Genomic DNA, 19196 nt, shown 5'->3' with positions numbered 1-19196 from the left:
ATGTTCATCCTCCCTTGGCGTTCCCTTGATTCGAAGTATAGCGGTTCGACCGCCGGGAAACTTCTCCGGGACGCGGGAGGAATTTGCGATTTTGTCCGCTCCGTCGGCAAGCCTCCGGATCACTTGCCGCCGGTCACGCGGATCGCCTCTCCGTGGATGTTGCCGTTGGCCGCGGAGCCCAGAAAAACAACCAGGCTCGCGATATCGGAAGGAACGCTGTGTTTGCGGGTGGGAACCTGGAGCCGCTCCTGCTCGATCATGTCCGGCGGGAAAGCCGCGAGCGCCTTGTCGGTCATCGTCCAGCCGGGCATGACTACGTTCACGAGGATGCCTTCCGGCCCCAATTCCTTGGACAGCGAAGCGGTCAGTCCGTGCAGCCCCGCTTTGGCCGCGGTATACGTTCCGCCTCCCGGCATGCCGTCCTCCGCGAGCTCCGATGAAAGGTTGACGATCCTCCCCGCTCCCGACTTCCGCATATAGGGCAGCACCTTTTGAATCGTAAAATAATAACCTTCCAGGTTCGCGCGAAGCTCTTGCCGCCAAGCCTCCGGGGGAACGTCTTCGAACGGGAGCTGCCTTCGCTCCGGCCAGCGGACGGCATTGTTGACCAGCACGTCGATCGCCCCCCACCGGCTGCCGACCGCCTCGACCGCTTCGGACATGGACCGGTCGTCGCCCAGATCGTATCGGACGGCCAGCGCCTCCGTGCCCGTCGCTTCGATGTCTCGAGCGATTCGTTCAGCCGCGTCCGCATGGTTCGCATAGGTGAGCGCCACCTTCGCTCCCTCCGCCCCGAATTGTCTGGCAATGGCTTCGCCGATGCCGGAGGAGCCTCCGGTGACGAGGACGACCTTGTTTTCCAACCCTAAATTCATGCTTCTCCACTCTCCCTTTCTCCCCAATCTTAATTAGCCATTCATAATTTTAGGTAAACTAAATAAATGCCGAAAAAAAGCCGCTCCTTTCACTCCTCCTCTCGAAACACGCGCTCGACTTTTTTGAGCCACATCAGCATCATGGCCGTCTCTTCGGGAGCCAGGTCCTTCCGCGTACGCCGTTCGATCTCCGCGAGAATGTCCGCGCACACGCTCTCCTGGGCTTTGCCGGAATCGGTCAAATAAATCCGCTTGACCCGGGCGTCCTGCGCATCCTGCCTGCGGACGACCCAGCCGCCGGCGACGAGCAGGTCGAGCACGTTCGTCAGCGACGCCGGCCGGATGCGCAGCTTCTCGTGAAGCTCCTTCTGCGTAAGGCCGTCTCCGGAATTCCAGAGGATGGCAAGCACGCCGACCTGTGACGTCGACAACCCGTACTTGGCCAGCTTCTGATTGTACAGCTGCCCGGTCTCCTGATAGATTCGCTTGATCCAGTAGCTGATGCTGTCCTGCAATGAGAATTCCATTTATTTAGTCTCCCTAATAAATATAAAAAAACGTCCGGCGATTGTCAACGCGCCGTTCACCTTGATTTTATCCCTGTCCCTCCGCCCGATCAAGCGGCAGCGCCGCCAAATCAAATAGCCCCCGTCCCGGAAAGGAACGGAGGCCCTGCGCTTCCCGCGCTTATTTGAGAAAAAGCTCGATCACCGGAACCGCCGCGTTCGGTTTTTTCACGGGCAGTTGAAGCGTCAGCGTGCCGGACGGACGGCCTTCGTCGAAGGCGCCCGCCTCCATCGTCATCGTCTGCTCCCCGTCGACGAAGCGGATCTCCGACGCGTCGTTCAGCAGCTGCGCGTATTCGATTCGGCCCGCGAAGCCGGACAAGTGAAGCTGCTTGAACGGCCAGGCGAACAGATGAAGGTAAAGCCGATTCATCTCCGGGTTGAACGTGAACCGGCAGTCCGGCGGGCATTCGAACGAGTCGGGAGCGGCGGTGCAGCCGTAGATGGCGCGGTTGTGGCGTCTCATCCATTCCCCGATCCCTTTCAGCCGCTCGACGGCGCGCTCGTCGAACTCGCCGCGGCCGGTTGGCCCGACGTTAAGCAGCAGGTTGCCGCCCTTGGCGACCGTGTCGATCAGCATCCGCACGAGCATATCGACGCTTTTCCACGACTCCTCGTCGCGGTAGTAGCCCCACGAGCCGCTGAACGTATGGCACGCTTCCCAGACGACGCGCCGGCCGTCCACCTGAATCCACTCGCGCGGCTGATACTGCTCCGGCGTCGTGATGTCGCCCGGAATGCCCATCCGGTCGTTCATCAGAACGCCGGGCTGAAGCTCGCGAATCAGCTTCGCGAGCCTCTCGCTCTGCCACTCGTTTTTCCCTTTGCCCGCGAACCCTTCCTCGGCCGCGATCGAGAAGTCGTAGAACAGCAGATCGATCGGGCCGTAGCCGGTCAGCAGCTCTCTCGTTTGCCCGAACATATAATCGACATAACGCTGAAAATCCCGTTGCTTGCTGCTCTCGACGAACGCCGGATCATACCGCTGCGGGTGCTTGACGTCCGCCGTATAATGCGGATGGTGCCAATCCAGCAGCGAGTAGTACAATCCGGTCCGGATGTCCCGCTCGCGGAACGCCTCCAGCATCGGCCGCAGGACATCTCTCCCGGCCGGCGAGTTCGGCGCCTTGTAGCCGGTCAGCTGCGAATCCCACAGGCAGAACCCTTCGTGATGCTTCGCCGTGACGACCATATACTTCATCCCCGCTTCGTCCGCGAGCTGCGCCCACAGCTTCGGGTCGTACAGATCGGGATCGAAGCGGCGGAAATATTTCTCGTACTGCCCGTTGCTCAAAAATTCCCGCGACCGCATCCATTCGTGCCGCGCCCCAAGGGAATAGAGGCCCCAGTGAATGAACAGGCCGAACCGGGCCTGCGTGTACCATCGCGTCCTGTCTTCCGTCAATTCCGTTCTCTCCTTCCGTCCGGCCGGCTACATCGCTCTTCTGACCCGGTTGCGGTACTCGCGCGGCGAGATGTCCCGATACTGCTTGAAATGTTTGTTGAAATAAGGGATCGAGCTGTACCCGCACTCGAACGCGATGTCCGTAATCGACAGCTCGGTCGTCTTCAGCAGGTGCATCGCCACCTGCATGCGCAGCCGGTGGATGAACCGGTTCGGCGTCACCCCGACCGCCTGGCGAAAACGCGAATAGAAGCACGTCTTGCCTTTGCCGTACAGCGCGATCAGCTCCCGGACGTCGATGTCCTCGGTCAGATGCTTCAGGATGTGTTCCACCGCCGCCACCACGCCGGCGTCGACCGCAGGTTCGCTCTCCCCGGCGCTCTCGGCCTGCTCCAAGGAATAGCGGTACAAGTTGACGAGAATGTCGGTAAAATGCATGAACTGCTTCGACTCCCACCCGGGCAGCTGCTCCTCCTGCTCTTCGTACGCCGCCATCGCCGCCTCCCTAATCCGCGCCGCATAGGGCGAAGCGGCCGGCAGATGCGGGCAAACCTCCTGCGAATAGAACGGATAGAGCAGCCGGTACCCGCCGGGGATGAGCCGCACGACCGAGGCCGAGAACAGCACCAGAATCCAGCGGATCGGGCGCCGCGGGTCGGCGGCCAGATTGTAGTGCGGCTCGTAGGGCCGGAACAAGAACACGTCTCCCGCCGCTCCCCGGTATTCCCGGTCCAGCAGCTTGAACTTCGCCTCGTTTTCCAGAAGAACGCTGATCTCCAGCAGATCGTGGCGGTGCAGCTCGTGCTCTGCGTCGGCATCGATGCGGCATTCCAGCTTCAATTCCCGCTCCGGCTTCAAGTCGTGGTAAAAGATGCGAATCCCCTCCTGGCGCCTACCCTTTGACCGAGCCGGACGTCATGCCCGAGATGATGTACTTCTGTCCGAGCAGATAGATGACGATAACCGGCAGCGTCGTCAGCACGATGTCCGCCGACACGAGGTTCCAGTTGACCTGGAACCGTCCGAAAAAGTTGTACACCGCCAGCGTCATCGGCCATTTGTCCGAGCTGTTGAGGTAATAGAGCGGCAGCACGAAGTCGTTCCAGCCGCCCATGAAGTTCAGGATCGCGACCGTAACCAGCACCGGCGCGAGCAGCGGCAGCACGACCGCGAAAAACAGCTTGAGCGGCGAGCAGCCGTCGACGATGCCCGCTTCGTCCAGCTCCCGCGGCACCGAACCGACGAATCCGTAGATCAGGAACACGCTGAACGGAATCGAGATGACCGCGAGCAGCACGATGATGCCGAGCTGCGTGTTCATCAGATGCGTCAGCTGCATCACCTTGGTCGTCGTGACGAAGTTGATCGGCATGGCGATGCCGAGAATGACGAACAGGTACATGGCCCGGTTCAGCCTCGTCCGGTTGCGGGCGAACACGTAGGCCGCGATCGAGGCCAGCAGCAAGCCGAGCACGGTGGAGACGCTGGCGTAGAACAAGCTGTTGAAGAAGGAGGAAATAAGCTTGCCTTCCTTGATGACGACGGAGTAATTGCTCCACTCCAGCTTCCGGGGCAGCGCCATGCTCATGGTGTTCGCGTGAATTTTGTCCTTCAGCGAATTGAGGACGATAAGCAGCAGCGGGATGAACATGAGCAGGCTGAGCACCCAGGCGAAAACGTTGCGGAGCAGACCGAGACTTCGTTTGCGCAGCATCAATGGTCCGCCTCCTCTCGGGCCATCAGGCGAACGACGAAATAACCGACGATCGTCATCACGAGGAACAGCAGCGACGACAGGGCGGTTCCGACGCCGTACCGGCCCATCGAGAACTCCTTGAAAATCGCCGTATACAAAACGTCCGTCGCATAGCCCGGTCCGCCGTTGGTCAGCACGTACACCGCCTCGAACACTTTCAGCCCGTACAGCAGATTGAGCACCGTCGTCACGACGAGCGCAGGCGTCAGCAGCGGAACGGTGACCGCCCGGAACTTCTGCCAGGCGCCCGCGCCGTCGATCTCCGCCGCCTCGTAATACGTGCGGGAGATCGACTGCAGGCCGGCCAGCAGAATGATCATGATATAGCCGACGCCCTTCCACGTATCGACGCCGATGATCGATTTGAACGCCCAATGCACGTCGACGAGCCACTTCTGCGCCAGGAAGTCCAGCCCGACCGACCGCAAGCTCTCGTTCAGCAGCCCTGTGGCCGGGTTCAGCACCGATTTGAAAATCAGGCCGACGACGAGCATCGGAATGATCGACGGCATGAAGATCATGACGCGATGGAACCCTTTGAACTTGATGCCCTCGTTCAGCGCGAGAGCGAATAGAAGGCCGAACCCCGTTTTGAGCACGACGGTCGCGACCGTGAATTTCAACGTGTTCACGATGTAGCTCACGTAGTTCTCCCCGGAGGAGAACAGCGTCTTGAAGTTGTCGAGACCGATGAAGTTGATTTGATCCGAGTAGCTGTTCCAGTCGGTCAGGGCGTAATAGAAGCCGATCAATCCAGGTACGACGAAAAAGACGGCATAGAGCAGAAGCGTCGGCCACGTAAAGTAAAAAGGATACGTCTTGTTTCTCAGCATGAAGCCTCATCTCCACTCGCGATTTTTCCGCGTTAGAACGTTCGGTGGAACCGACGGTTCCCGACGAACGCGGTTATTCCGCGTTCGTCGGGAGCACGCCGCTGCGTTGGCGTCCGGTTAACTGTTCCAGGCCGGGTCTTTGGCGACCTTGGCCATGTCGGTGCGGCGCTTGTCAATGCTTTTCAGCACGTCGTCCACGTTCATCGCGCCTCCGAACATGGCGACGATGTCTTTGCCGATGTCCATCCATTGCGGGTTCACGTAGTTGACGTAGTCCTGGATGTCGGTTCCTTGCTCCGGATACATCTCGTGCAGCTTCTTCTGCTCGTCGGTGTATTTGTCTTTGAGGCCGGAGAAGTTGAGGTTGGAGACGGTCGGGTCGTTATCCAGCATGTATTGCAGGTTTTCCGGCTTGGCGAGGTAGGCGAGATACTCCTTGGCTTCCTCGATGTGCTTGCCGCCGGAATAAACGAACTTGCTCGGACCGCCCGGATTGATATAGTAGATTTGGTTGTCGGCGATCGGGGCGACGAAGAAGCCGAAATCGGTCGCCTTCATGTCCGGGTTCGCCTTCTCGATGTCGGTCACGAGGCTTTGGTTCGCGAGCGACATCGCGTACTGGCCGCTGGCCATCTTGTTGGCCGATTCGGCGCCCGTGTCGGACAACGCGTTGTCGCCGAAGAAGCCGAGATCGTACATCTCCTTGATCTGGGTCAAGGCCGTCTTCAGCGGACCGCTGGCCGCGAAATTCGTCTTGTTGGCGTTCAGATCGTCGTACAGGTTCGGCTGCAGCTTGTCATACTGCGGACCCGGCTCCGCGAACCAGAGCGTATGGTGCCAGCCGTCGGCGATCGGTTCGTACAGCGGAATGATGCCGGCTTTTTGCAGCTTCAGGCAGAGGTCCTTGAATTCCGCGTACGTCTTCGGCACGGTCAAACCTTGGTCGGCGAAAATCTTCTTGTTGTACACGACGACGAAGCTGCTCGACGTGTCCCAGATCGTCTGCGCGTACACTTTGCCGTTCAGAGACAGCTGATCCAGGGACAGCGGGTCTTCGCGCTTCGTCCACTCCTGGTCGGTCAGATCGACGGCGTTCTTCTCGACGTTGTAGTTGAGGCTGATCTCGCTTTTCCCGCTCTGTCCGCCGAACAGGTCCGGTCCTTCGCCCGCGTTCAGCTTCGTCTTCAGTACGTTGAAGTACTGGTCGGCCGGGATGATCTGATAGTCGATATGGATGCCGGTCTCTTCCTCGAACTTCTTGGCCAGCTGCATCTCCGCGTCCTTGATCCACCCTTGGCTGGCGATATAGGTCAAGGTGACGTCCTTCTTGCCGCCCGCGGAAGCGGAGCTGGAAGCCGCGGCCGAAGAAGCCGGAGCCGAAGCGGACGAACCGCCGTTGTCGCTGCTGCCGCCGTTGCCTCCGTTGCTGCCGTTGTTGCCGTCGTTTCCGCCGCCGCATCCTGCCAGCAGCCCGCCCGCCATCGCTAACGCGACGGAAGCCGATAACCATTTTTTCACGCGATCACTCCCCCTGCAGAATGAACCTTCGTTTTTGGGTTGAATCCGCTTGCACAATCCGATTATAAAAGGTCGGCGCCGCCGCCTCCATGGAGAAAACGGTTACATTTCATGTCTTTATTTAACCGAATCTTTTTTTTGCTTTTGACAAACGTTCGGGCAGCAAGCACAATAAATGCTGTAAGCGATCTCATTCGCCCGGAGGAGCCGTATGCCGAGCAAGCTTCGCAACATTCGGACGATTCTGTTCTCGACCTACTCGCTCATCATTATCGTCGTTTTCTCCATCCTTGTCGTCTGGTTTTATTGGTGGACTTCCGATCTGCTCAAGAAGAACGCGACCGCCTCGCTGGAGAGCATCGGCCAGTCGATCCAGGACCAGACCGATTCGGAGCTTCGCAAGATGAACGACGTCTCCTTGAACGTCATGTACTCCAATCTGGTGAAGGATCATTTCAAGAAGTATTTGGCCGATTCGGAGAACCATCGGACCGCCGTGCAGGATGCTCCGGCCAACGTGCCCGGAGACAGCAGCATCCAGAGCGCCAAGGAGCTGTCCGACATTCTGACCGCCGCCATCGGGCCTTCCCGGCCGGTCGAGCAGCTGTACTTGTACGACTTTCAGGGCCGGGTGTACGGCAACGGCTTCGACAACGGAGAACGCGCCTACGATCCGGCAGCCAAGCCGTGGTATGAAGCCGTGCGGAACGCCGCGGGCAAATATATCGACCTCCCCGTAGCGGATGCGGAAATGTCGAAGTATATTTCGTCCAGCGAGGAGCAGTATTCGGTCTCTTTATTTCGCCTGTTCTACGACAATTACAACGTCCCGATCGGCATCGTCGAGGTGAAGCAGTATGCGAACAAGATTTTCCAGGGCATTCTGAATTTCGCCAAAAAAAACGGCTACGACGAAAACGTCCTCGTCTTCGACGGCGCAGGCCGCATCGTCTATCCTTACAGCGCGGACGCCAAGCGCTACGAGCCGTACATCCAATTCGGGAACGAGCGCTTCGGCGCCGGCCTCGCGTCGTTCACCTCTTCGTTCCGCAACCCGGGAACGGGCGAGAGAGAGCTGCTGTCGTATCATCGCTCCGACTTTACCGGGTGGAATACGGTCATGATCGTCGGCGAACGGAAGCTGCTGAAGCCGCTGACCGCCTTTACAAGAACAATGGCATTCGTCGCGGTCGCCATCCTGCTGCTGGCCATCTTCCTGTCGTTCGCCGCCGCGAAGCGGATCACGCGTCCGATACTGAAGATTCACCGCACGATCCGAGGCATCCGCCTCGACGATCTCGGCTCCGGCCTGGTCACGGCCAAAGAGCTGAACAGCGGCTTGAACGAGCTCGATCAGCTTCACTCTTCGTTCGTGCAGATGAGCTCGCGGCTCAAGCAATCGATGGACCAGCTGCTGCTGTCGCAGGCGCAGGAGCTTCAATCCAAGATGGTCGCTCTGCAAGCGCAGATGAACCCGCATTTCCTGTACAACACGCTCGCGACGATCGGGGCGATGGCCGAGGAGAACATGAACGAGCAGATCGTCGCCATGGTAGGCAACTTGTCCGACATTCTGCGCTACATTACGTCCGACGAATCGACCGCCGACCTGGAGACCGAGCTCGAGCATACGAGTCGTTACTTGGAGGTAAACCGCATTCGGCACGGCGCCAAGCTGCAGTGCGAATTCGACGTCGACGAACGGCTGCTCCCCATCCGCGTTCCGAAGCTGATCGTCCAGCCGCTCGTCGAGAACGCGCTCAAGTTCGCGACGACCCGCGAGCCGCCCTGGGCCATCCGGGTCGCCGGCACCATGCAAGAGGAAGAATGGCGGATCGAAGTGACCGACAACGGCCCGGGATTCAGCGAGGAAGCGCTGGCCCGGCTGAAGGAGCGAATTGCCGAAGCCGAGCGGACGGGCGTTTTTCCGACCTTGAAGCTGGACGGCATGGGACTGATCAACGTGTACATCCGGATGAAGCTGGGCTATGGCGAGCGATTCCGCTTTGAAGCGTCGAACCGCCCGGGAGGCGGGGCCGCTGTCGTTATCGGAGGATCCGCAAGAATGGGAGGCTGAGAAATGATGGATGCGAAGCTGCCGATTCGAATCGTCGTCGCGGAGGACGAGGAATTGATCCGCAACAATCTGGTCAAAAAAATCGAGGCGACGGGCCCCGACTTTGCCATCGTCTGCACGGCGCAGGACGGTCGGGGCGCGCTCGAATTCGTGAGGAAAGAGCCGGTCGATCTCGTCGTCACCGACATCCGGATGCCGGTCATGGACGGTCTTGCGCTGATCAAGTCTCTCCATCTCCATTTCCCGCGCATCCGCAAGATCATCGCGACCGGCTACGCCGATTTCGAATACGCCCGCCAAGCGCTGCGCTACGACGTCAGCGAATACTTGCTGAAGCCGATCAAGCCGGCCGAGCTGAAGAAGGCGCTCGCCCATGCGCAGACGTCGATCGAGAACGAGCAGCGGCGCACGGGCAAAAACCTCGAAGGCGCCGCCGGCCGCGCCGACAAACCGGAGGCGATCGTCGAGCTCGTCCGGCACTATTTGCGCGAGAATTTCGCCCGAGATCTGAGCCTCGAGGAAATCTCGCGCAGCTTCAACTTCGCGCCGTCTTATCTGAGCAAAATCTTCCTCAAGCACACGGGGGAGCTACCGTCCAAATACTTGATCTCCCTTCGCATCCAGGAAGCGAAGTATTTGCTCTCCCGCCATCCGGAGCTGACCGTCAAGGAAGTCGCCGAGCGCGTCGGATATCCGGACCCGTTCTACTTCAGCCGCTTGTTCAAGCAAGTGACCGGCGTCGCTCCGAAGGAGTTCCATCTATAGGCGAGGCCGCGGGAGCGGAATGCAAGCCGGCGTCGCTCCCGCGGATTACTGCGGAAGAACTTTCTCGAGGTATGCCTTGAACTGCTCGAGATCCGTAAACATCTCATCCGGCTCCAGCTCTCTCAGACGCTCCGGCTCCGCCGTTTCGGCCCATGCGGCGGCGGCAATGGGCACCCCCGCTTCTCTCGAGGACACGATATCGCTTGGCGTGTCTCCTATGTACAAGCTCTCCTCGGGCGCGATTTCAAGGCTCTTCAGAACGTTCCCGATTCCCTGCACTTTCCGCGGTCCGTCCGGCGAGCCCGTCTCGACGATCTCGAAAAACTCGCGGATGCCGAATACGTCCAGCGTAATCACTGCGCTGCGAGCCCCCTTGCCGGTCACCATGGCCAGCCGCGCTCCCCGGCTTCGCGCCAGCTCCAGAATCTCCTTCATCCCGTCGAAGGGAGCCTCGCACATCGCGTGCAAGCCCCGGTAATGCGCCAAATAATCCTCGACTCCCCGTTCCTCGTGTTCGGGGATCAACGCCCGGATCGTTCCTTCCTCGGAGGGTCCGAACGTGTCGATGATCTCCTGATCGCTTACGCTTCGACCGGCCAGAGGCTCGATCGATTTCCGAAAAGCGGCGATGCACAGCGGCAGCGTATTGCCGATCGTTCCGTCCAAGTCGAAGATGAGACATTTCAGCATGCGGTTTCTCCCTTCCTCTCCCCGGCCGACCGTTCTCCTGGGATCCTTGTCGGCCTATTATTCGCTCTCTTATCGTACCATGCTTTTGCATCCGGCGAATCCCCCGGCATTCCTCTATTTGTTTCTTATCTTCGAAATCCCCGTCGCTCAGGACATCCTTTTTTTTCTCAACCTCGAATTCCCCTTCGCTCAGAACACTTTCTTTTTTCCCTTTACTTCGAAATCCCCGTCGCTCAGGAAGCCTTCTATTTTCCCTTTTCTTTCGAAATCCCCTTTGCTCAGGATTCCTTCAAAGGATTGGCTGTGCGAGAAAAAAGCCTCATACCGACCGCATCCTCATGGGACGGATCAATAGAAGCTTCCGAATAAATCGCAATATCTCCGAGGGCTAGGCGATCATTGCCGACTCCTGAGCCGATGGGATTTCGAAGCAAATGCGCAGGAGAGCAGCATGCCCCCTCCTGAGCCGACGGGATTTCGAAGTAAAGGCGCAGGAGAGCGGCAGGTTCCCTCCTGAGCCAGCGGGATTTCGACGCAAAGGCTCAGGAGAGCGGCATACCCTCTCCTGAGCCGACGGGATTTCGACTCAAAGGCGCAGAAGAGAGGCATTCTCCTTCCTGAGCCAGCGGGATTTCGGCGCAAAGGCGCAGAAGAGAGGCATTCACCTTCCTGAGCCAGCGGGATTTCGACGCAAAGGCGCTGAAGAGGGGGAAATGCTCCCTCCTGAGCCGACGGGATTTCGGCCATAAGTCGGTGCGAACGATTCCCGTCGCGCTCCGAGGGATTCGGCCATGAGTCGAACGGATTATCCTAGCACCGTACGCATAAACGATTCCGTCAACACCTGCTGTAATTCCGACTGGCGGGCGGCGTATTCCGGCTGATCGAAGCGATTGTCGAACTCGTTCGGGTCCCTATCCAGATCCAGCAGTTCGGCGAAGCGCTCGCCGGGCTTGTTTACTTGAACGTATTTGAGAACGCCGTCGCTGACGGCGGCGAATCCTTCGCCTTCGCAATGCACGTACCGGTGACCGCCCGCGGCGGCAACCTCGAGGAAATCCGCGCCGTCAACCGCCGGCCCCGCCAATCCCGCCGCCTTCCGAAAGGTCGGCATGATGTCGGTCAGCATCACTTTCGATTTCTCTTCCACTCCCGTTGGTCCGTTCGGATATTTGACAAGCAGCGGCACGTTCCACACATCCTCGTAGGCGCAGTTGTGCTTTCCCCAGATGCCGTGGTGACCCAGCATTTCGCCGTGATCCGCGGTAAAAACGATCAGCGTGTCCTCGCCCAATCGGGACTTGACCGCGGATGAGATGAGGCCGATTTGTTCGTCGATCTGCGAGACGTTCGCATAGTAGCTTCGCGTCAGTCGCTCCCAGTAGTCGTCGCCGTAATTTTTGCACGCCCGGCCGGGCGCGGATCCGGCGCCGTCAATTTTTCCGGGCCCGTGGTAGCTGGCGTGATGAATGCGGCCGGGATCGTCCAGTTCCCCCGCTTTCATCCGCCGCGGGCTCGCTCGGCTCAAGTCGACGCGGCCGTAATAGTCGGCCGGGGCGTCGAACGGGTAATGCGGCCCGCTGAACGAGATCCAAGCGAACAGCGGCTCTTCCCGGTCGTACGAGGCGATGTACGATTCCGCCTTGCGTCCGGTCCAGCTGTCCGGATGCCACTCCTTGGGCAGCGGATACGGATAGACCTTCTGCGCCGATTTGTCCCAGGCGGCCGCCCGATACGTCTCCAGCAAGCCGTTCGCGTCCAGCTCCTTGCTGAAATCGTCGTAATGCCATGCCGACACGAGCTTACCGTCCTGCAGCGCCAGGTCGTCGATGCCCAGCCCAAGATAATAATCGCGATGCCGATCATACGGCAGCGTCCGGTCCGGCCGCGCTTCGCCGTAGTTCACCGGGAGGAAATGGCATTTCCCGAACATCGCCGTCCGGTAGCCGGCCCGCTTCAGCTCGGAGAACAGCGTCGGCGTCCCCGTACCGATCCGGCATTCGCGGAAATTGCTGTAGGCGCCATTGCGTTGGGGCAGCTGTCCCGTCAAGATGGCGCAGCGGGAAGGCATGCACCACGGGCTGGCCGTGTAGGCACGTTCGAAGCGCAGCGATTCGGAAGCCAGCGCATCCAGATTCGGCGTCCGGATCGCCTCGTTGCCGTAGCAGCTCAGACTGTCCTTGCGCAGCTCATCCATCGTTATCAATACGATATGCGGCCGTTTCATCGCTTCCGTCGTCACTCCTTTTGGGGCGGAAAGCCGTAATTGCGCGGATATTTCAGCACCGGATACTCGGCGCTGTCCGGCTGCGACTCGTCCTGCGTCCGCATCATCCACGCGCCGAGCTCGGCCAGCAAGTCGCGTTCGAGCTCGCGGTATTCGTCCCGACCGGACAAATCGGCAAGCTCGAGCGGATCGGCCTCGATATCGTACAGCTCGCGCTTGCCTCGCATATCCAGGTTCAGCTTCCACTTTCCTTTGCGAATCGTGCGCAGCCGGCCGGATTGCGTATACCGGCTCAATTCGTTGAACGACGAGACGCCGTCCCGGACCGAGCCGACGCCGCCGTAGTCGAACGGCTTGCGGTCGGTATGATATTCGCCGCCGTAACCGTGCTCGGCATAAGCGCTGGCGAATTCCCGCTCCGGGTACGCCTCGCCGGCAAGCAGCGGCCACAGGCTCCGTCCCTGAACGCCGCGCGGAATCGGAAGCTCCATCGCCTCGCACAGCGTCGGCATGATATCCGCGAGAGACACATGGGCCGGGTGCGGACCGGAATGGGGCCTGACCCCGGCGCCGCTGAACTGCATCGGAATGCGGGTCAGCAGTTCCGGCGCCTCCGGCCCCTTTTTCAACAGCTGGTATTCCCCGTGAAAATCGCCATGATCGGACAGGAAGACGAGCAACGTATTTTCCAGCAAACCGCTCTGTTCCAGGAAGGTCACGAATCTGCGGATCTGATCGTCGATCAGCCGGAGCATGCCCAAATAGTTCGCGCGGGCTTGCGGGATGCGCTCGCGGAAGTCGGGCAAGTAATGCGCCGTCTGTCCGCCATAGAACGCCCATTTGTCGCCTTTCGCGTCCCTGTCCTTCTCCGTCGCCCGAAGCGGCGGAAGCGACCCCGCCGGAAACATCGAGTAGTACGGCTCCGGCGCTTGGTACGGGTTATGCGGTTCCGCAAAGCTGAGCCACAGCAGAAAAGGCTTCCCTTCCAGCGTGCCGACCCAATCCTGCGCGGCCGATACGACGCGATAGGGCAGCTGGCATTCGAGCGGGAACGGCGCCGGCCCCGTGCTTGTCTGCGACAGGGTTTTCAGCCAATCGTCGAACGCCTTCTCCTCGGCGCTCCGCCCTTCGCCTCCTCCCCCCCAATGCCCGATCTCGTAGCAGTAATCGAGCTTGGCCCGGGCATCGATGTGCGAGTGGTTCTTGCCCGAGAGCGCCGTGGCGTAACCGCCCTCGCGGGCGACGTCGAACAAATCTTTCTCGTATCGGGCCAGCTTCAACTGCCCGTTCGTCTGAACGCCGTGCGCGGACGGGTACCGGCCGGTCAGCAAGCTCACGCGCGCGGCGCAGCAGATCGGCATGGTGGTGTAGGCCTTGTCGAACCAGGTTCCTTCCCGGGCCAACCGGTCCAGAAACGGCGTGGCGTCCAACGGGTAGCCCTCCAACGCCCGCAAATCGGCGCGCTGCTGGTCCGTCATGATGACGACGATGTTTTTCCGATCTATCATTCCATTCTACCTCCCAGTTGTGCCGGCTGCGCCCGGATCGCGCTCTTCCGGCCGAAGCCGCGGATGCGGTACCGTTCGGACGTTCTGCGCTGGAAAAGCATCAATGCCCAGCTCCTTCCGGATCTCCCGCTGATCGCGAAGCGCCCGCAGGCTGACCTCGTCCGGATCGCATACGGACCGAAGCCGCCTGTCGCCTTCCGCCGCCGCCTCCCGCGCCGCGGGCGAATTCCGAAGCGCCGGATCCTCCAGCATGTTGACCGTCTCCGCCGGATCGGCGGCCAGGTCGAACAGCTGCGCTCCATATCCGCTATAGATGACATATTTCCAGCGGTCCCAGCGAACCATGTACATCCCGGAAGGCACGCCGTGCGCGTGATATTCGCTAAAGGCGAAGTCGGCACGCTCCGCATCGCATTGTCCCCGGGCCAATGGCAGCAGCGACCGGCCCGGCAATCCGTCCGGAACCGGAACGCCGGCGGCGTCGCATACGGTCGGCAGCAGGTCGATCAGCGATACCGGCGCCTTCACCGCCGTTCCGCCGCGGATGCCCGGGCCGCGCATGAGCAGCGGAACGCGCGCCGACTCCTCGTACATGCAGCACTTCCACCACAGACCGTGATGGCCGAGCTGCTCGCCGTGATCGCTCGTATAGATCACCAGCGTATTTTCCTCGAATCCGCATTCGCGAAGCGTATCCAGCAGCAGGCCGACGCTGTCGTCCAGCCTTGAAGTCATCGCATAGTAGCCGACATGGGCCCGGCGCACCGTCTCCGCATCCGCTTCCTCGCCCCGAAAATGTCTCCGCAGAAGACGAAGCGGCTCGTTCAATTCCCCGAACGGCGGCCGGGCGACATCCGGAACGTCCGTTACGATGGCATTATAGCGCTTCCACCTCTCTTCGTCGACATAAAATGGAAAGTGCGGGTCGAGAAAGCCGGCGTACAGGATCCACGGCTCCTCGCTTCCCCGCTTGCTTCGAAGCCATTCGACCGCCCCCTGCAGCACCTTGTCGTCCCGGGGAGGACGGTCCGAGATCCCCATCTGCCGGAACCTCTGCGCCGAGTCGATCGGAATATCCTGTCCGCGGAAGAAGCTCTCGTATTGAGGATTGGTTCGCTGGAGCGGCAGATGCGCGTCCAGTCCCTCATATTCGCCGTCGGGATGAAAGTCCAGCTTGCCGAACGCCGTCAGCCGCTTGCCGTGCCCGGCCAGAACTTGCGACAGTCCCGGAACCGAGCCGTCGTAAGGGATCGCATTGTCCCACGTCCCTAACTGATGAACATATTTTCCCGTAAAAAAACCGGCTCTTGCCGGCGTACATACCGGACACGGCGTATAAGCATTCTCGAACATCGCGCCTTCGGCGGCCAGCCGGTCCATATTCGGCGTCCGAACGACCGGATGTCCCGCGCAGCCCATCGCCTGATGGGAATGCTCGTCGGACATGACGAGTAAAATATTCATCCGTTCCCCTCCGCTAGCCTTTGATCGCGCCGATCATGACGCCCTGCACGAAGTACCGCTGCACGAACGGATACAGCAGCAGAACGGGAATGCTCGCCACGACGATCAGCGCGTACTTGATGCTCTCCGCCATCATGATCCGGTCGGCGAAGTTCGGATCGTTCAGATCCGCGGTGGCTTGGTTCTGAATGAGAATCTCCCTAAGAATCAGCTGAAGCGGGTATTTGTCATGATCGTTCAGATAGATGAGCGCGTTGAAGAACGAGTTCCAGTGCGCTACGCCGTAATAGAGAAGCATAACCGCAAGAATGGGCTTGGACAGCGGCAGGACGACCGAGAGCAGGAGCCGCCCGTTCGTACAGCCGTCCATCGAGGCGGACTCCTGCAGTTCGACCGGGATGGTCTGGAAGAACGTCCGCATGATAATCAGATTGAACGTCGCGATCGCCGTCGGAACAATAAGCGCCCACATCGTATTGACCAAGCCGAGATCCCGCACGACCAAATAAGTGGGAATGAGCCCGCCGCTGAAAAACATCGTGAATACATAGCCGAACATAAAGACGTTCCGTCCCGGCAAATCCTGACGGGATAGCGGATAGGCCGCCAGCACCGTCATGACCAGATTGACGCAAACGCCGACGACGGCGTAGACGATCGTATTCAGGTACCCCCTCCAGACATCCCCGTTCTCGAAGACGAGCTTATAGGATTGAACGCTCCAGCCTTTGGGCCACAACCACATATGCCCGGCCACCACTTCCCCGGGATCGCTGAACGAGGCGCTGACGATGAAAACAAGCGGATACAGCACGATCGCGAGAATGACAGACGCGATGATGTAAATAGCGGTATCGAACGCTTTTTCGCCGGCGGCCCGGTTCGGCGCGCTCTTCTCCACGCGAATTCCTCCTCTCACCACAGGCTTGCGCCGCCCCTTCGCCTTGCCGCCCAGTTGACGGCGATCAGCAGAATGAAATTGATGACCGCGTTGAACAGGCCGACCGCCGCCGTATAGCTGTACTGCGCCTGCTGAATGCCGACGCGGTAGACGAAGGTGGCGATGACGTCGCTGGATTCCATGTTCAACTGGTTTTGCATGAGCAGGATTTTCTCGAAGCCGACGTTCATCAGATGCCCGATCTCCAGAATGAACAGAATCGTCATCGTCGGCAGGATGCCGGGAAGGGAGACGTGACGAACGCGCTGCAGGCGGCTCGCTCCGTCGATCATGGCCGCTTCGTATTGGGCGGGATCGATCCCGCTCAGCGCGGCGATGTAGATAATCGACGAGAAGCCCATCGTCTGCCAGATGTTCGACAGGATCAAGATCGGCTTGAACCATCCGGGACTTTGCAGGAAGGAGACGGCCGGCAGGCCGGCCTCCTTCAGCAACTGGTTGACGAAGCCGTGGTCGCCGTCCAGGAAGATGCCGAGCATGCCGACGACCACCACAAGCGAAATGAAGTGCGGAATATAGGTGACATTCTGCACCCACCGCTTGAAGCGCGAGCTGCCGATCTCGTTGATCAGCAGCGCCAGCAGAATCGGAACCGGGAAAGCGAAGATGAGCGAGAAGACGCTGATCGACAGCGTATTCCGAATCAAGCGCCAGAAATAGTAGGAGTCGAAAAACTGCGTGAACTGGTCCAGCCCGACCCACGGACTGCCGCCGATTCCCTTCGCCGCGATAAAATTTTTGAACGCGATCTGCATCCCGTACATCGGCGCGTATTGGAAGATCAAATAGTAAGCGGTCGGTAGCAGCAGCATCAAGTACAAGTCGTACCGGGTCGACATTCGTCTCCAAAGCGCGCTCCCGGACGATCTCGCGACGGCCGTCTCCGTTCGTTTCGCGTATCTCATAGGCGGTCTCCGTAACGTAAGTTATTTATACAGCTTGTCGAACGCCTGCTGATAGATTTGCTCCACTTCGTCCAGATGCATCTTTTTAAGCGTATTTACGTATTCGTCCCACTTGTCGAAGCTGAGATTGCCGACGATGAACTTGGCTTGGGACTCGTCCGCGTAAGTGTCGATATCGCGGCGCAAATTGTCCAGCCTATCGTTGGAGGAAGCATCCAGCAGCGGCGCGGCGTATACCTTCTTCGGCAAATAGGGCTGAAGCCTCTCGGTGGCCGCGATGCCTTCCGGCGAATTGATGCCGCTGGAGTTCTTGTCGTTGATCCATTCCGGCGAGCCTCCGCCCGGATACGGCGTAATTTGTCCTTCGGCGTTGCCGGCGCCGCGCGGATCGTTCAGGATGTCGTCGTTGAAATACGGGAGACCGTCGTCGCCGATATGATACGTCTTGCCCTCTACTCCGAAGCGGAAGAAAATCGAGCCCTCGTCCCCATAGAAATAATCCAGCCATTTCATCGTTTCGTCGGGGTACTTGTTAACCGAACTGATGGCGAACGCGCCGAAGGAACGGGCGATCGGGGCGACGCTTCCGACCATCTGGTCGCCGTTCGGCCCTTTGACCGGAATGGTGCCGATGTACTGGTCCTTCAATTTCTCGAACGCGGCGCCTTCCTGAATGTAGAACATGCCGACCTTGCCGGAATTCAGCTTGCTGAGCCAGGTCGGCTGATCCTGGGAGATGATCTCGTTGTCCAGCAGCTTCTCCTGATACAGCTGGTGCAGGTACATCAGCATCTGCTTGTAACGGTCGTCGGCCAGCCATACCTTGACCTTGCCTTCGTCATCGACATTGATGTGATACCCCATTTGGTTCTGCAAGCCGAACGATCCGCTGATCCCGCCCACCAGCGAACCGAGATCGGCCGCCAGAATGGGGATTTCGTCTTTCTGGCCATTGCCGTTCGGGTCGTTGTCCCGGAATGCCCGAAGCACATTGAGCAGCTCGTCGGTCGTCGTCGGCTCCTTCAAGCCGAGCTTCTGCAGCCATTGCCGGTTGATCCACGGCTTGAGCCCGATTCTCGCATTGTCGAGCGTCACGATATCGGACAGCGCATAGATATGGCCGTCCGGCGCCGTCAGCGCCTTCAAGACCTCCGGATATTGCTCGAACAGCTTCGAGATGTTGGGCGCGTCCTTGGCAATCAGATCCTCCAGCGGCATCAGCATGCCGGAAGTGCCGTATTTGATCGCCTCCGTCGGCGTGATGCCCGCTTTAAAGAACGCGTCCGGCAGTTCGTTGGAGGCGAACACCAGGTTTTTCTTCTCTGCGAACCCCGATGCCGGCACGTCGGTCCACTCGACATGAATGTTCGTCTTCTTCTCGTATTCCTGGAAGACGAGCATATCCTTGTACGGGCCGTTCTGGCCCGAACGCTGCGCCAGCATCGTCAGCGTGATCGGCTGTTTGCTTCCCGCCGCCTCTCCCGAACTTCCGGAAGAGGCGGACGCCGGTCCGGCGGACGAGCCGTTATCGGAATTGCTATTGTTGCCGCCGCCTCCGGCGCAGCCGGTCAAGGAAGCGGCCACCAGCAGCGCCGCGCCCAGTATGGCAATTTTCGGTGACACCTGCATTCGGTTCATCCCCTTTG

16 protein-coding genes are annotated in these 19196 nt (G+C 59.7%); 2 read left to right on the top strand and 14 right to left on the bottom strand.

Features of this window, described 5'->3' with window-relative positions:
* Nucleotides 1-119 precede the first annotated feature (119 nt).
* From H7C18_RS20290 to H7C18_RS20260, 7 genes are all read right to left on the bottom strand, one after another.
* Nucleotides 120-875, bottom strand: a complete 756-nt coding sequence (locus H7C18_RS20290; protein ID WP_185130931.1) for an SDR family NAD(P)-dependent oxidoreductase — start codon at nucleotides 873-875, stop codon at nucleotides 120-122.
* Between the two features lie 89 nt (nucleotides 876-964).
* A complete protein-coding gene (locus tag H7C18_RS20285; RefSeq protein WP_185130930.1) occupies nucleotides 965-1402 on the bottom strand; it encodes a MarR family winged helix-turn-helix transcriptional regulator in 438 nt (145 codons plus the stop codon).
* Nucleotides 1403-1562: 160 nt separating this feature from the next.
* Nucleotides 1563-2846: an alpha-L-fucosidase gene (locus H7C18_RS20280; RefSeq protein ID WP_185130929.1), complete on the bottom strand. Its 1284-nt coding sequence runs from the start codon at nucleotides 2844-2846 to the stop codon at nucleotides 1563-1565.
* A gap of 27 nt (nucleotides 2847-2873) precedes the next feature.
* Nucleotides 2874-3686 carry a helix-turn-helix domain-containing protein gene (locus tag H7C18_RS20275; protein WP_185130928.1) on the bottom strand — a complete coding sequence of 271 codons (813 nt, stop codon included), beginning with the start codon at nucleotides 3684-3686 and terminating at the stop codon, nucleotides 2874-2876.
* A 52-nt stretch (nucleotides 3687-3738) separates the two neighbouring features.
* Nucleotides 3739-4560, bottom strand: a complete 822-nt coding sequence (locus H7C18_RS20270) for a carbohydrate ABC transporter permease (protein WP_202887195.1) — start codon at nucleotides 4558-4560, stop codon at nucleotides 3739-3741.
* Nucleotides 4560-5435 carry a carbohydrate ABC transporter permease gene (locus H7C18_RS20265; protein WP_185130926.1) on the bottom strand — a complete coding sequence of 292 codons (876 nt, stop codon included), beginning with the start codon at nucleotides 5433-5435 and terminating at the stop codon, nucleotides 4560-4562. The genes H7C18_RS20270 and H7C18_RS20265 overlap by 1 nt, the downstream gene beginning before the upstream one ends.
* A gap of 117 nt (nucleotides 5436-5552) precedes the next feature.
* Nucleotides 5553-6953, bottom strand: coding sequence for an extracellular solute-binding protein (locus H7C18_RS20260; RefSeq protein WP_185130925.1), 1401 nt, complete (start codon nucleotides 6951-6953; stop codon nucleotides 5553-5555).
* Between the two features lie 211 nt (nucleotides 6954-7164).
* Between H7C18_RS20260 and H7C18_RS20255 the strand changes: the two genes are divergently transcribed.
* Both H7C18_RS20255 and H7C18_RS20250 read left to right on the top strand, forming a co-directional pair.
* Complete coding sequence (locus H7C18_RS20255; protein WP_185130924.1) at nucleotides 7165-9030, top strand: cache domain-containing sensor histidine kinase; 1866 nt, start codon at nucleotides 7165-7167, stop codon at nucleotides 9028-9030.
* Between the two features lie 3 nt (nucleotides 9031-9033).
* Nucleotides 9034-9795 carry a response regulator transcription factor gene (locus H7C18_RS20250; protein ID WP_185130923.1) on the top strand — a complete coding sequence of 254 codons (762 nt, stop codon included), beginning with the start codon at nucleotides 9034-9036 and terminating at the stop codon, nucleotides 9793-9795.
* Between the two features lie 45 nt (nucleotides 9796-9840).
* Here the strand turns inward: H7C18_RS20250 and H7C18_RS20245 are convergent, their stop codons facing one another.
* The 7 genes from H7C18_RS20245 to H7C18_RS20215 form a co-directional block, all read right to left on the bottom strand.
* Entirely contained in the window at nucleotides 9841-10485 is a 645-nt protein-coding gene (locus tag H7C18_RS20245; RefSeq protein WP_185130922.1) for an HAD family hydrolase, read from the bottom strand.
* An 805-nt stretch (nucleotides 10486-11290) separates the two neighbouring features.
* Entirely contained in the window at nucleotides 11291-12712 is a 1422-nt protein-coding gene (locus H7C18_RS20240; RefSeq protein ID WP_185130921.1) for a sulfatase-like hydrolase/transferase, read from the bottom strand.
* A gap of 11 nt (nucleotides 12713-12723) precedes the next feature.
* Complete coding sequence (locus tag H7C18_RS20235) at nucleotides 12724-14220, bottom strand: sulfatase family protein (RefSeq protein ID WP_185130920.1); 1497 nt, start codon at nucleotides 14218-14220, stop codon at nucleotides 12724-12726.
* Nucleotides 14221-14226: 6 nt separating this feature from the next.
* Nucleotides 14227-15684, bottom strand: a complete 1458-nt coding sequence (locus H7C18_RS20230) for a sulfatase family protein (protein ID WP_185130919.1) — start codon at nucleotides 15682-15684, stop codon at nucleotides 14227-14229.
* Between the two features lie 13 nt (nucleotides 15685-15697).
* Nucleotides 15698-16585 (bottom strand): ABC transporter permease subunit, encoded by an 888-nt coding sequence (locus tag H7C18_RS20225; RefSeq protein WP_185130918.1) that lies wholly within the window; start codon nucleotides 16583-16585, stop codon nucleotides 15698-15700.
* A gap of 14 nt (nucleotides 16586-16599) precedes the next feature.
* Nucleotides 16600-17550, bottom strand: a complete 951-nt coding sequence (locus tag H7C18_RS20220) for an ABC transporter permease (protein WP_185130917.1) — start codon at nucleotides 17548-17550, stop codon at nucleotides 16600-16602.
* Between the two features lie 21 nt (nucleotides 17551-17571).
* Entirely contained in the window at nucleotides 17572-19179 is a 1608-nt protein-coding gene (locus H7C18_RS20215; protein WP_185130916.1) for an extracellular solute-binding protein, read from the bottom strand.
* Nucleotides 19180-19196: the final 17 nt, after the last annotated feature.

It is taken from the genome of Cohnella zeiphila (assembly GCF_014212055.1).
GTDB lineage: Bacteria > Bacillota > Bacilli > Paenibacillales > Paenibacillaceae > Cohnella > Cohnella zeiphila.
This window is presented reverse-complemented; position numbering and strand designations above follow the sequence as displayed.